Origin of the sequence: Methylobacterium sp. Leaf91, assembly GCF_001422815.1 — a bacterium.
Taxonomy (GTDB): domain Bacteria; phylum Pseudomonadota; class Alphaproteobacteria; order Rhizobiales; family Beijerinckiaceae; genus Methylobacterium.
This window is the reverse complement of record NZ_LMMP01000001.1, coordinates 16,287-29,572: the sequence shown is the minus strand read 5'-3', so window position 1 is coordinate 29,572 and position 13,286 is coordinate 16,287. Positions and strand designations below refer to the sequence as shown.

General features: G+C 62.7%; 10 protein-coding genes and 1 tRNA gene. 8 read left to right on the top strand and 3 right to left on the bottom strand.

The genetic code is table 11. The annotated features are described in order from the left end of the window. Positions 1-47 precede the first annotated feature (47 nt). Together ASF32_RS00135 and ASF32_RS00130 are read left to right on the top strand one after the other, a co-directional pair. Entirely contained in the window at positions 48-1,019 is a 972-nt protein-coding gene (locus tag ASF32_RS00135; RefSeq protein ID WP_056421926.1) for an SMP-30/gluconolactonase/LRE family protein, read from the top strand. Positions 1,020-1,051: 32 nt separating this feature from the next. Continuing rightward, the gene (locus ASF32_RS00130; protein ID WP_056421925.1) at positions 1,052-2,242 is read left to right on the top strand and encodes an L-dopachrome tautomerase-related protein; all 1,191 of its coding nucleotides are present in this window, start codon (positions 1,052-1,054) and stop codon (positions 2,240-2,242) included. Here the strand turns inward: ASF32_RS00130 and ASF32_RS00125 are convergent, their stop codons facing one another. The 3 genes from ASF32_RS00125 to ASF32_RS00115 all read right to left on the bottom strand — a co-directional run bounded on the left by ASF32_RS00125 (position 2,243) and on the right by ASF32_RS00115 (position 5,154). Next, the gene (locus ASF32_RS00125) at positions 2,243-3,574 is read right to left on the bottom strand and encodes a hybrid sensor histidine kinase/response regulator (protein ID WP_056421924.1); all 1,332 of its coding nucleotides are present in this window, start codon (positions 3,572-3,574) and stop codon (positions 2,243-2,245) included. It abuts the gene before it with no gap. Then, on the bottom strand, positions 3,571-4,722 hold the full coding sequence (locus ASF32_RS00120) for an FIST N-terminal domain-containing protein (protein ID WP_056421922.1): 1,152 nt from the start codon (positions 4,720-4,722) through the stop codon (positions 3,571-3,573). The genes ASF32_RS00125 and ASF32_RS00120 overlap by 4 nt, the downstream gene beginning before the upstream one ends. Positions 4,723-4,860: 138 nt before the next feature. After that, entirely contained in the window at positions 4,861-5,154 is a 294-nt protein-coding gene (locus ASF32_RS00115; protein WP_311276700.1) for a hypothetical protein, read from the bottom strand. Between the two features lie 248 nt (positions 5,155-5,402). Between ASF32_RS00115 and htpG the strand changes: the two genes are divergently transcribed. The 6 genes from htpG (at position 5,403) to ASF32_RS24990 (ending at position 13,246) form a co-directional block, all read left to right on the top strand. Next, positions 5,403-7,235, top strand: coding sequence for a molecular chaperone HtpG (htpG, locus tag ASF32_RS00110; RefSeq protein ID WP_056421920.1), 1,833 nt, complete (start codon positions 5,403-5,405; stop codon positions 7,233-7,235). Between the two features lie 158 nt (positions 7,236-7,393). Then, a tRNA-Ser gene (locus ASF32_RS00105) sits at positions 7,394-7,483 on the top strand. Between the two features lie 223 nt (positions 7,484-7,706). After that, a complete protein-coding gene (locus ASF32_RS00100; RefSeq protein ID WP_056421918.1) occupies positions 7,707-9,143 on the top strand; it encodes an N-6 DNA methylase in 1,437 nt (478 codons plus the stop codon). Next, entirely contained in the window at positions 9,140-10,864 is a 1,725-nt protein-coding gene (locus ASF32_RS24220) for a restriction endonuclease subunit S (RefSeq protein WP_082490339.1), read from the top strand. The genes ASF32_RS00100 and ASF32_RS24220 overlap by 4 nt, the downstream gene beginning before the upstream one ends. Beyond that, positions 10,854-12,446 carry an AAA family ATPase gene (locus ASF32_RS00085; RefSeq protein WP_056421915.1) on the top strand — a complete coding sequence of 531 codons (1,593 nt, stop codon included), beginning with the start codon at positions 10,854-10,856 and terminating at the stop codon, positions 12,444-12,446. The genes ASF32_RS24220 and ASF32_RS00085 overlap by 11 nt, the downstream gene beginning before the upstream one ends. Continuing rightward, positions 12,443-13,246 (top strand): hypothetical protein, encoded by an 804-nt coding sequence (locus ASF32_RS24990; protein WP_156467612.1) that lies wholly within the window; start codon positions 12,443-12,445, stop codon positions 13,244-13,246. Before ASF32_RS00085 ends, ASF32_RS24990 begins: the two co-directional genes overlap by 4 nt. Positions 13,247-13,286 lie beyond the last annotated feature (40 nt).

Below are 13,286 nucleotides of genomic sequence, written 5' to 3'. Positions count from 1 at the left end.
CGAGACCCGCCTGGGCCTCGCCGCTGCCCTCCGTTGCGAGCTTTTCCATGCGCCGACGCGATATCCTCTGCGGCCTCGCCGCATCTTCCCTCTGGAGCCCGCCGGCCTCGGCGGCCCCGATCCTTCGTTCGGACGATCCCCGGTTCGCCGAACTGGTCGATCCCTCCGCCCGGCCGGTGACCCTCTACCGCGAGGGTCGGTGGTGCGAAGGCGTGTGCTGGGCGCCGCACCTTGGGGGCCTCATCGTCAGCGATGTGCGATCGAACCGCATGCTGGTGATCGGCGAGGATGGCGGAGTGATGCCGTTCCGCGATCCGTCCAACAATGCCAATGGAAACGTCCTCGATGGTCAGGGACGTCTCGTCACCTGCGAGCACCGCACCCGTCGCGTCGTTCGCCGCGAATCCGATGGATCGATGGTTGTGTTGGCCGACATGTATGGCGGCCAGCCATTGAATTCCCCCAACGACGCGGCGCTCGCGCCGGACGGTGCGATCTGGTTCACCGACCCTGTCTTCGGCATCACCGTGCCGGATGAAGGCATTCAGACCACGCCTTCCCAGTCCGCGAGGCGGGTCTACCGGATCGATCCGGCCGGTGAGATCCTGGCCATGACCGACGCGGTCGGCCAACCGAACGGCATCGCCTTCTCGCCTGATGGGCGAACGCTCTACGTCACCGAGACCAGTGCCGCCCTCGACAATGCGGAAGGGGCCCGCGCTATCCTCGCCTTTCCGGTGGAAGAGAGGCGCCTCGGTGATCCACGCGTCGTCGCCTCGCTCGAGACGGGCGCTCCGGACGGGCTCGCCATCGACGAAGCCGGGCGGATCTACGCGGCCTGTGACGACGGCGTACGTGTTTACCTGCCCGACGGGACGTTGCTCGGCCGGATCGCCACCGCGACGCCGGCCTCCAATGTCGAGTTCGGCGGGCAGGACGGGAATCGCCTCTTCATTTCGGCGGGCTCCGTGGTGGCGGCCATCGATCTCAAGGTCCGGGGCGCGGTGAAAGCCCGCTGACCGCATTCAAATCCTACAGGATTGCAGCATCCATGACCTTCGCTCGACGTGACATGCTGGCTGCCGGCCTCGCCGGATTTGCCGCACTGACCAGCCAGGCCTCCGCTGAGCAAAAGGGCCCGTCCCAAGCGGAATCCGGCACTGGCGTTGCCAGCGATCAGGGCGTTCCCGGGCTCGAACTCGCCATGATGGCGAATGCGCCCTCTAACCCCACCGGCATCACCCTGTCGCGAAGCGGCCGCGTCTTCGTGATGATGCCGCGCTTCAACGCCAAAGTCCCTTTCACCCTCGGCGAGGTCATGCCGGACGGGAGCGTGACGCCCTATCCCGACGAGGCCACCAACCAGCCCGACCCGAAGGCCTCTCAGCACCGGCTCCTTCACGTCCCCAATGGTGTGATGGACCGTGACGACAGGCTCTGGGTGCTCGATGCCGGATTGCCGGATGGGTCGGGCCCGCCCATGCCGGGAGGTGCCAAGCTCGTCCGGTTCGATCTGACCACCAACCGGATCGCCCAGGCGGTCCCGCTGGAGGCCGGCGTCACGGCGACCTCCTCGCTCAACGACCTCAGGGTCGATATCCGGGACGGACGGGCGGTGGCCTTCATCACGGACCAGGGCCAGGACGGCCATGGTGCCATCCTCGCGGTCGATCTCGCGAGCGGTCGTGTCATCCGACGGCTCGCCCGGCATGCCAGCACCGAGTCCCAGAAGGGCATCGTCAAAGTAGTCGAGAATCGCCAGATCCTGCAGCGCAAGGCCGAGGGGCCGCCGCGTCCGGTCCAGGGCGGCGCGAACGGCATCGCCCTCAGCCCCGACGGCCGACGCCTCTACTACGCCCCACTGATGGGGCGGCGACTCTATGCAGTGGAGACCGCTCTTCTCCTCGACCCGGCGGTGTCCGATGCCGAGGTCGCTGCCGCTGTGGAAGATCTCGGCGAGAAGGGCATGACCGGAGGGCTCATCGCCGATTCCAAGGACCGCGTGTATCTCGCCCTGCAGGAGCACAACGCGGTCGGCCGGCGCGAGACGGACGGCACTGTCACGATCCTCGCCACGGATCCCCGGCTCATCTGGGCCGACACGTTCTGGATCACCCCCGACCGCTGGCTCTACATCACGGCCGCGCAGGTCAATCGCAGCCCCGACTACAATAATGGACGCGACCTCAGGCAGCCGCCCTATGCGATTTTGAGGATGCGCATCGATGCCGACCCGGCCTGATCAGCCGAGCAGATGTGTGAGCAGGGCGCGCAGTTGCGCCGGCTTGATCGGCTTGTGCATCAGCTCCGCCCCGAGCCTCGCCACATCGGCTTCGATCACGGCGGAATGGTCGGCGGTGGTGACGATCGCTGGCAGGTCCGTGCGGATCACGCCCCGCAGGTAGGTGGCCACGTCGAGGCCGCAGGCGCCGTTGTCGAGGTGGTAATCCAGGATCAGCACGTCCGGTGGTGGACGTCCGGCGGAGACGTACTCTCCGACGCTGGCGAGATCGCGATGAGCACTCACATCGGCATCCCAGTTCCGCAGCAGGCGCGTCAGTGCATCTGCGGTGGCCGGATCGTTCTCCACGATGAGCACGCGCGCGCCCGTCAGCCGCGTCGCGATCGGCGTGGGGCCGGCCGCCGGCTCGACCGGAGAGGTGCCGATGGGGACGGTCAGGCTCATCCGCGTTCCGTGGCCGGGCCGGGAATGCAGGGTGAGCGCGTGATCGAGGGCCGTTGCCATGCGCTGGACGATGGAGAGCCCGAGACCGAGACCGGGCTCACCCTCGTCACCCTCCCTGCCGCCCCGGTAGAATTCCTCGAAGACGAGATGCCGCTCGCTCTCCTCAATGCCGCAGCCGGTATCGATGATCTCGATGCGGCACGCCTGGTCCCGCCGCCGCGCGGCGATCAGCACACCTCCGCGGCTGGTGTAGCGGACGGCATTGGAGACGAGGTTCTGCAGGATGCGACGAAGCAGGATCGGGTCGCTGTCGACCCGGAGCTCCGGGCAGCGGACCGCGAGGCGCAGGCCCTTGCGCTCGGCCATCGACATGAAGCTCGCAGCGATGCCCCCGAGCAGATCGGCGAGGGCGATCGGCCGGATACCAGGGCGGACGATTCCGGCATCGAGCTTGGAAATGTCGAGCAAAGTCTTGATCAGATCTTCGATGGTCTGCAGGCCGCGCTCCACCTGCCCGGACATCGCCAGGGCTTCCGGGCTGAGCGGCATGTCGGAGAGGGCCGAGGCCGAGAGGCGCGCGGCATTCAGCGGCTGAAGCAGATCATGGCCGGCGGCGGCGAGGAAGCGGGTCTTCGAACGGTTGGCGGTCTCGGCTTCCTCCTTCGCCGCGACGAGGGCGGCGTTGGAGCGCTCCAGGCTGTGCATCAGCCCGGTCAGCTCCTCGGTGCGCGAGCGGACCCGACCTTCGAGGATGATCGCGGTCTGGAACAGCGAATAGGCCCCGCCCTGCTGGTCCATGTTGCGTTCCACATGCGCCATGAGGGCGGCGTTGATGCGCTCGAGCTTGGCGATGCGGCGGGCGGCATCGTCAGGATGATCGGCCTTCATCGGGCGCGCGGCCGGCCGATGGCGATGCCGGTGAAGGTCTGGTTGAGATGCATCGCCTTGTATTGCTCGCCGTAGGTCTCGAACCCGACCACGTCGTAGCGGCGGTAGAGATCGCAGATGCCCTGGCGGACCTGTCGGCTTTCCGCGTCGAGGCGGCGCAAGACGCAATCGAAGCCGATGATCAGGTCGATCCCACCCAACGCCGCATCGAGGCGGGCGAGGTCGTTGCGGGTGGTCTCCACGATGTCGCGTGGCTGGGCCAGGGTCAGCACGACGCCTTCGTCGATGGCGCAGAAGAAGGTCAGCGAGCCGTCGGCGTTCATGCGTCGGATCGAGCGGCAGAAATACTCGCCGCCGACCTTAACGGCGAGCGGATAGGCGGCAAAGCTCATCGGTGTGAGTGCTTCCGGATCGAGCCCCACCGCCATGGCGTATTCGCGGGCGGCGGGCTCGGCGTTCAACTCATGGACGATGCGCTGCTCGTCGTCGGAGGCCGTCACCACGAACTTCGTCGATGTCGGCTCGAAATGATCGCTCTTGAAAGTCTGGAACGGGTGATCCGTCTCCACCAGCACCACCACGGCCGCCCTGCGATGGATCGTGCCGCCGTGGAGCAGGACCGTTTCGCGGAAATGCAGATCGTCGCCTGCCGATCCCCCGACCAGCGGAATGCCGTCGAGGGCCCAGGCGATGGTCGAGACCACCGTCTCCTCCGCATTGGCGAGCCCGTCGATGAAGGACAAGGCGAAGAGCCGGTTCGTCGCATGGTCGGTGGGGTCCGTCGCCAGCGCCCGTCGCAGCGTGCGGACCGACGAGGCCGTGCGGGCCACGTCGAGATGGTCGATGGCATCGAGGATCGCCGAGACGACGCGAAATCCCTTGGCCGGAAACGCCACCACGACGAGGCCGCCCTCCAGGCCTCCCGCAGGACAGATCCCGCCCGACATCGTACACCCGGTGATGGGCGTGCCGGGGAAGGCCTCCGCCAGGGCGGCGTTCAGGGCGCCGACATCGTAATCGGGGGAGAAGAAGGCCAGCATGTGCGAGAGGTCGGCCGGGCCGATATGGGCGGCGATGTCCGCCACGGCGTCGGCCTCCGCCGTCGCCATCGTCCAGGAGGTCTTGATCCCGCACAGATGCCCACGCATCCGCGTGTCCTCCTCCACCGTCGCGCTCCCTCCGGCGTCGTGGACTGGCTTTGCGCCTTCGTCGTCACGCCGCCGGCGAGTATGTCGGCGCGCCGAGCGGGGTGCAATGGCGGCGCTCTCCCGCGCCGCCCTTACCTGTCAATCCACCGTCTTGAGGTCCTTGACCGAGACGTCGCCCTGCCGCGACGAGAAGGTCGGCGCGGAACCGTTGCTCTGGGAGACGCCGCTGATCTGGTGATCGCCGGTATCGTAGGTGGTGCGCTTGCCGTCGGTATCGATCACGAGGCGGCGGGCATCGGGGAAGAACGCATAGCGCATTCCGTTCTGGCCGCCGCTGGTGGAGGGCTGGCCCAGCTCCTGCGGCCACCAGGCCTCGCCGCCGGACATCGGTTTCATCGGCTCCATAGGCTTCATCGGTTCCATGGGCTTCATCGGTTCCATCGTCATCCTCCAAACAGGGTCGTGCGTCTGGCACGGCTACGCCTGAAAGCCGACATGGTTGCATTCCTGGGGAGCCGCCGACCCATCGATTGCACGACCTGCCGGTTTTTCGCGCCGTTCCGAGTCGGCACACCGGTTCGCTTCTCCCGGCATCCGTTTGCCCGCACTCGGTTGCACGCATTGAATTTCCCCGTTGTAGGGATCATATCGCGCACCGTTCGATCCCCGGAGGCAAACCCTTGAGCGATACCCTGGAACGGCACGAATTCGGTGCCGAGGTCGGCCGGCTGTTGGACCTCGTGGTCCATGCCCTTTACTCCGACCGTGAAATCTTCCTACGGGAACTGGTGGCCAACGCCGCCGATGCCCTGGACCGGCGCCGTTTCGAGGCGCTGACGCAATCGGTCTCGGCGCCGCCGGCCGACGCAAAGGTCACGATCACCCCCGAGAAGACCGCGCGCACGCTGACGATCTCCGATCCCGGCATCGGCATGACCAAGGCGGAGCTGGCGCAGAATCTCGGCACCATCGCCCGTTCCGGCACCCGGGCCTTCAGCCAGTCGCTCGGAGACGCGAAGGCCGAGGACAAACCCAGCCTGATCGGCCAGTTCGGCGTCGGCTTCTACTCCGCCTTCATGGTGGCCGACCGCGTGACCGTGACCTCTCGGCGCGCCGGCTCCGACGAAGCCTGGACCTGGGCCTCGGAGGGCCAGGGCAGTTATACCCTGGAACAGGCGACACGCGACGAGCCCGGCACGGACATCGTCCTTCATCTCAAGGAGGATGCCGACGAGTATCTGGAGAGCTACCGGCTCGACCACGTCGTGCGCAAATGGGCCGACCACATCACCGTGCCGGTCGCCATCGTCGCCGAGGGCAAGACCGAGACCGCGAACCAGGGCACGGCCCTGTGGCGCAAGTCGAAATCCGAGGTCACCCCGGAGCAGTACACCGAGTTCTACCGCCATGTCGGCATGAACTTCGACGAGCCCTGGGCGACCCTGCACTGGCGGGTGGAAGGGGCCCTCGAATTCTCGGCGCTGCTGTTCATCCCCGGCATGAAGCCGTTCCAGGCGGTGGAGGGCGAGCGCGCGAGCAAGGTTCGCCTTCACGTCCGGCGCATGTTCATCACCGACGAGGCCGAGTTGCTGCCGACCTGGCTGCGTTTCGTACAGGGCGTGGTCGACACCGAGGACCTGCCCCTCAACGTCTCCCGCGAGATGCTGCAGGCGACACCGGTCCTCACCAAGATCCGTCGCGCCGTCACCGGTCGCGTCCTCTCCGAACTCGGCACCCGAGCCAAGGATGCGGAGGGCTACCAGTCCTTCTGGGAGAATTTCGGGCCCGTCCTGAAGGAGGGCATCTACGAGGATTACGAGCGCCGGGGCGAGATCGCTCCGCTTCTGCGCTTCCGCTCCTCGGCCGTGGAAGGCTGGACCTCGCTGCCCGATTACGTCTCGCGCATGAAGGACGGTCAGGAGGCGATCTATTACCTCGTGGCCGACGATGCCGACGCCCTGGCCTCCTCGCCGCAGCTCGAGGGGTTCCGCGCCCGGGGCGTCGAGGTTCTGCTGCTCTCCGACCATGTGGACGCGTTCTGGCCGGAGCAGCTCGGCCGGTTCGAGGAGAAGCCCCTGCGTTCGGTGACCCAGGGCGGCCTCGACCTCTCGAAGATCGCCGCCACCGAGGAAGCCGGCGAGGCGCCCGCCTCCGTCGATGCCCTCGTCGCCGCCCTCAAGACGGCGCTCGCGAAGGACGTCGCCGACGTGCGAACCACCGACCGGCTGGTGGAGAGCGCCGTGGTGCTCTCGGCCTCCGGTAGCGGACCCGACCTACAGATGCAGCGCCTTCTGCGCCGGGCCGGGCGTGGAGCCGGCGGATTGCCGATCCTCGAGATCAACCCGCGCCACCCGCTGATCGCCTCCCTCGGCGCCAAGGCGGAAGCCGGGGAGGATGTGGCGGAGGCCGCCGGCACCCTCGTCGATCTCGCCCGCATTCAGGACGGCGACACCCCGCGCGACCCCGTGGCCTTCGCCCGCAAGGTCGCCGCTGCCCTGGCCCCCGGCGCCTGAACGCACGACCGGAGGCGCCTGCCGGGAGCAGGCGCCTCCGTTGGCCAGCCATGAGTACCGATGCGGTTCTCGACTCGCGCTTCTCGTCTTGCGCTTCTCGTCTTGCGATCTCCGCCGCACTCGTGCTAACGAGCCTTCGTCTCATCGAGGCGCCCCGCGGAGAGGTGGCAGAGCGGTTGATTGTACCGCACTCGAAATGCGGCATGGGTGCAAGCCCATCGGGGGTTCGAATCCCCCCCTCTCCGCCACTTGCCCTTGCTAAGCCGTTTTTTTCATTAGAGAAACCTGCTTAGTGCTCGGCCGGCACCCCCAACTTAGCCCACATTTCGTATTGGTTTGTGTCGGCTTCAGCTGGATCTCACTGGACTTTGACTCGTGCGCGCGAGGCCGAGGGAATGAGGTGCATCGCCGCCTATCTGGCAGTAAGTTCAATACGCGGTCGTCCGCATACACGGAGCATAGGGAGCGCACGTGACCACCTCGCACGACCTCGTCACGAAGCTGTGGCGTCTGTGCACGCTCTTAAGAAAAGATGGGGTAACTTACCCCCAGTACGTCACAGAGCTGACGTACCTCATATTCCTGAAACTCGCTCAGCGACGCATCTCCGCTGGCAAGGCGTCCCCCCTCGGTACAGAGTGGCAAAAAATAGTGGACGCCCCGGACAAAGATGTCCTTCATATATATAAAAAGACGCTCTCCTCGCTGGGAACGAACGCGAGAGAGCCCCTGGTGCGCACGATATTCGAGGGAGCCCAGACTGTCGTACGGGACCCCTTGACACTTCGTCGTCTCGTCGCGGCCATCGACGGTGCAACTTGGTCATCCGACGACGGTGATTTATTCGGCGATGCATACGAAGGCCTGCTCCAAAAGAACGCAGAGGAGACAAAGAGGGGGGCCGGCCAGTATTTCACCCCCCGGCTGCTGGTTGACGCAATTGTACGTCTCATGAAGCCGAGCCCCGGCGAGACTATCCAAGACCCAGCAGCAGGTACCGGTGGATTTCTGATTGCAGTGAAGCGCGATATGGAAGAATCGGAAACACCTGGCACGCGGAAAACTAGCTATCGCGGGGTGGAAAATGTTGCTGACACTTACCGTCTGCTTTGTATGAACCTATATCTGCACGGCATAAATCCAACTGGCATGTTTATGGGCGACACGCTTTCACCTCTTGGACAGCAGGAAATACTCGGCAATGCCGACTTAATCCTTTCGAATCCGCCTTTCGGCGCCAGCGGCGGCCCGCCGACACGTGATGACCTCACAATCACCGCACGATCTACGACCTTCCAACTACCCTTCGTCGAACACTGCATGCGTGCCCTTGCGCCTGGCGGTCGCGCGGCGGTGATTGTACCTGATAACATTCTATTCGATGGTGGGCGTGGGCGTACTCTGCGACAGGAATTAATGAAGGCGTACGAACTACATACGATCTTACGCCTGCCGACCGGCATTTTCTACGCACAGGGAGTCAGGACCAACGTCCTGTTTTTCAATCGACCGCTTAGCCGACCGGAGGGTGATGCAACGTGCAATGTATGGATCTATGATCTACGGGCGAATGGTGCGCCAGGGAAACGAGGGACGGCCGGCTTGGCCCCCGGCCTCGCTCTGTTCGTCAAAGCTTACGGAATGGACCCGCGCGGCCACGCAAAGCGTCTCGATGAGGGGCCTGAAGGAAGATTTAGATGCTTCTCGCGGGAAGAAATTAGAATGAGAGACGACGATCTCTATGTAACGTGGCTGAAGGAGTCCGACGATATTGACGAAGGTCTTGAATTCGCGGCGCCCGATGCCGTGGCGAGTGTCGTTGAGCAACACCTTGTTTTCGCTTTAGACGAGATCAAGGCGCTCATGGCGGATCTAGTCGAGGACACCATAGACAACGACGGGCCATGAAGGTTCCACAAGACTGGAGAGAGTGCAGGCTTGAGGACCTGCTTGCGCCCGAACTAGGCGCCCTCACCGATGGCCCCTTTGGTAGCTCACTTAAGTCGGAGCACTATGCGGCGGAGGGTGGCCGGGTTATCCGCCTCAACAACATCGGGCGGGGGCAATTTAACGACGCCGATAAGGTATACATCGATATGGACCGCTTCAGTCGTCTGCGGCGGCATGAGGCTCGTGCTGGGGATCTTGTCACGGCCGCGCTGGGGGAACCGCTTGGCAGAACCTGCCTCGTTCCCGAAAGCATCGGCCCTGCCCTTGTGAAAGCCGATTGCTTCCGCACGCGCCTTGCTAGGCAGGTGGATGCGAGACTGATCTGTTTTTGGCTGAATAGCCCAGCTCTGAGTCGGCACTTTAACGAGAAAAGCAAGGGTGTCGGCAGGATACGGATCAACTCGCGGACACTTCGCGAGGCCCCCCTGCCACTTCCGCCTCGGACTCGCCAACGCGAGATCGCGAACCATCTCGGCCGCGTGGAAGCACGCGCCGAGGTGGCGAAAGTCGAAGCGGGCAAGGCCGTCAAGGCTGTCGAGGCGTTGCGGCTCAGCGGCCTGCGTGCAGGAGTATCCGGCGAGCTTACGATTAGGCGCCGCGCAGGGGTCGGCTTTGGCGAAAGTGTTGAAGAGTTGCTAGCCCGCGTCCCAGTCCCGGTGCAGGGCGCTGTTGATCAATCGACAACCGACGTGACCATGCGGGGTTTGGGGGTGATCGCGGTGAACGACCCGTCCACTCCCATACCTGCCAGCTGGCGTTGGACTCCACTTCTGCGGGTAGCAGCACTTGGAACCGGCCACACGCCCAGCCGAAGACGACCTGAATATTGGGGCGGCGATGTACCGTGGCTAAGCATCCCCGACGCTCGCGACAATCACGGCGGCGTAGTTAGGGACACTTCGCAGAAGACAACGCCAGAAGGCATCGCAAATTCATCCGCACGCCTGCTACCGGCTGGAACCGTCTGCCTGTCACGGACGGCGTCGGTCGGCTACGTGACGATCCTTGGTGTCCCAATGGCTACGAGTCAGGACTTTGTGACTTGGACTTGCTCTGAAGCTCTTGTTCCGGAGTATCTAATGTTTGCGCTCATGGCCGAAGGACGCGGTATCCGCCGCTTCGGCAGAGGCTCGACACATACCACAATCTACATGCCCGAGTTACGTGCTTTCCAAATTGCGCTCCCCCCCCTTCAGGAACAGAAGGAAATCGCCTCTCTGGTGTCGCGCATATTGCTTCGAGCTGGCATGATGCTGAGGGCCGCCACAGACGCAGTGAGAGCCGCCGATCAGCTCCTTCCCCGGGCCATAGCTCACGCCATGGCTGGAGGTTTGGATAAGGTCGCGAGGAGCGAAGAGTCGGCCAATGTGCTGCTCGACGAGATCAAGCGAGATAGGGATTTGATACCGGTGATAAAGCGAAGGCGACGTACCTCCGCTATCGATGATAGGAGGATTAACGAGGACATGGTGACCAGCGACGCTCAACCCGAGCACTCGCAAGTGGGCAACCCCGATCTCATCGAAGTGCTGCGATCATCCGGTGGCGAAATGCCGGCTACCGAACTATGGCGACGGTCCGGCCTACAGATTGACCGCTTCTATCGGAGCCTCCGCGAAGCCGTCGATGCTGGCTTGATAGCGGAGAGCGAGGACAAAGAGGTGCTGCGTGCGGGTTGATCGACTTGCAGTACGCGGGTTCAAGAACCTGGGCGACATCGACATAGATTTCGACGCCCGCAAGCTCGAGACCGTTATCATCGGGCAAAACGGAACGGGTAAGTCGAATGTAATTGAGGCGTTGGCGACCATCTTCCGCGACCTCGACGACCCAAAGCAGCGTACCTCGTTCGCTTACCGCCTTGCCTACACCTGTAAAGGTCATTCTATCGTCATCGATCACGGTCACGCCGAACCTGGACGGGTTAAGGTGACCATTGACGACAAGTACTCATCACTCACAAGGCTTCGAAGGAATAGCGATGAGTACCTGCCAAATCATGTCTTTGGCTACTACTCAGGCAACTCTGATAGGCTACAGCTCATCTTCGACCCGCCTCAGCGCAGATACTACGATGCAGCCATCGCTCCAGGTGCCGAGAATCGATTGGATCCGCGGCGATCAGAACTACGGCGGCTCTTTTTTGTTCGAGAACGTTATGGCGCTCTAGCGCTGCTCACCTACTTTGCTTTCGGTGACATCGATACGCAGGACTTCCTAAAGCGACATCTCGGCGTCGAAGGTTTCGACAGCGCGCTCCTTACCCTACGGCAACCCGAATGGGGCAAGCGGCCACCTACACCGACAGTGCTTGCTCAATCCGATCCACGATTTTGGAACGCGCGTGGCATAGTACGTCGGTTGCTAGATGGACTGTGGAAGCAGTCTTTAGCTCCAATCCGGAGCGAAGAGAGCGTTCGCGAGGACTACCGAAGCCAGGGCACTACTGAGAAACAGCTTTTTATTTTTCTCAAGGACGCGAAGGCGTTACTCGCACTAGCCGAGCCGTTTGGTGAAGAGCAGCGTTTCTTTGCCTTTCTTGAAACATTGGACCTCTCCGAACTAGTCAGAGACATCCGAATTTGGGTGCGGCGAGAAGGAGCTGACACAACCGTTCCCTTTCACGAGATCAGCGATGGCGAGCGGCAGCTGCTGAGTGTGCTTGGAATGATGCGTTTTGCAGCGCACGACGAGTCCTTATTCCTCCTTGACGAGCCCGATACCCACCTAAATCCTGCTTGGAAATGGAGCTACCTATCGCTTATCAAGCAGGTGGCAGGCAAGAATTCTAATTGCCATCTAATCATGACCAGCCATGATCCCCTTACAATAGCGGGCCTGGAGCGGTCGCAAGTCCAGATCCTATATCGGAATGTGAAGGGCGAGGTAAAAGCCGCAAGCCCGGAAGCAGATCCAAAGGGGTTAGGCGTTGCGGGTGTTCTGCGCCAAGTGTTCGGCCTCGCCACCACTCTTGATCCCGATACCCAAGGTCTCGTTGAGAGACGTAACGACCTGCTGGCTAAGACGCTTACCTTGCGTGAGCAGGGCCTGCCAGTCCCGGACGAGGCCGCACGCAGACTCGCGTCGATGAATAATGAGCTGTCGGCGCTTGGGCTTGCGTACCAGAGCGCTGATCCCGAATATGACGATTATCTACGCGCACTCCACCGCGTCGATAGAGAGGTTGGTACTACATACTCGCCTGAGCAGATAAGTGCTCAGAACCGTATGCTGGAGGAACTCATCGAGGGTCTCCGTTGAGGTTTGTCCACTACCCACTGAACGCTATCGCGCAGGCTTGGCTCAAGAAGGCGTCTGAGGCTACCATTAAGGCTGCCGCGAAGCTGACTGACGTTGAACGAAAGGCATACGTCAGCTCGCGTAGTGATGTCTGGTCAACTCTAAAAGAAACGCTTGAACATTTATCTGCAGGAAAATGCTGGTATACCGAAGCACGTGATAATAAGGTGTCGTACTGGCAAGTTGATCACTACCGACCGAAGGCTTTATACCCGTGGCTCGCCTTCAGTTGGGATAACCTCCGGCTAAGCGGAGCGAAGCCGAACTTGCGTAAGTCTGATGATTTCCCCCTTGGGGCCGGGAGCCCTCGCGGCTCGGATGCCGAGGGAATAAAAGGCGAGCAGCCACTCCTACTCGATCCTACACGGTGGGGCGACCCCGACCTCCTTACCTTCAAGGCAGATGGGGAGCCCGTCTGTGCTACACCGGCGGACCCCTTCTCTAAGGAGCGGGTCACGACAACAGTTAAGCTGCTTGGGCTCGACAGCGAAGGGCTGTGCGCGCACCGCCGGGAAAAATGGAGGTCCTGCGAGCGGAAGTTGAAGAAGTTACAGAAGCTTTTGGAAACCAATCGGCACCAGGCAAACCCCGAAGGTGGTGAATTGATCGATGAGATTTGTCGCGACCTCGAAGCGCTGTACGATGATGAAGCAGAATTTACCTCAACCGCTTGGTCCTGCGCACAGGAACTTAATGCAAGCAGACTGATCGAACTCGCGCGATATCGGGCACGTTTGCTGCGTGAACTCGAACAGGGATAAGTTACAAATCTCTCTACAAGCATAAACTTGACATACGCTT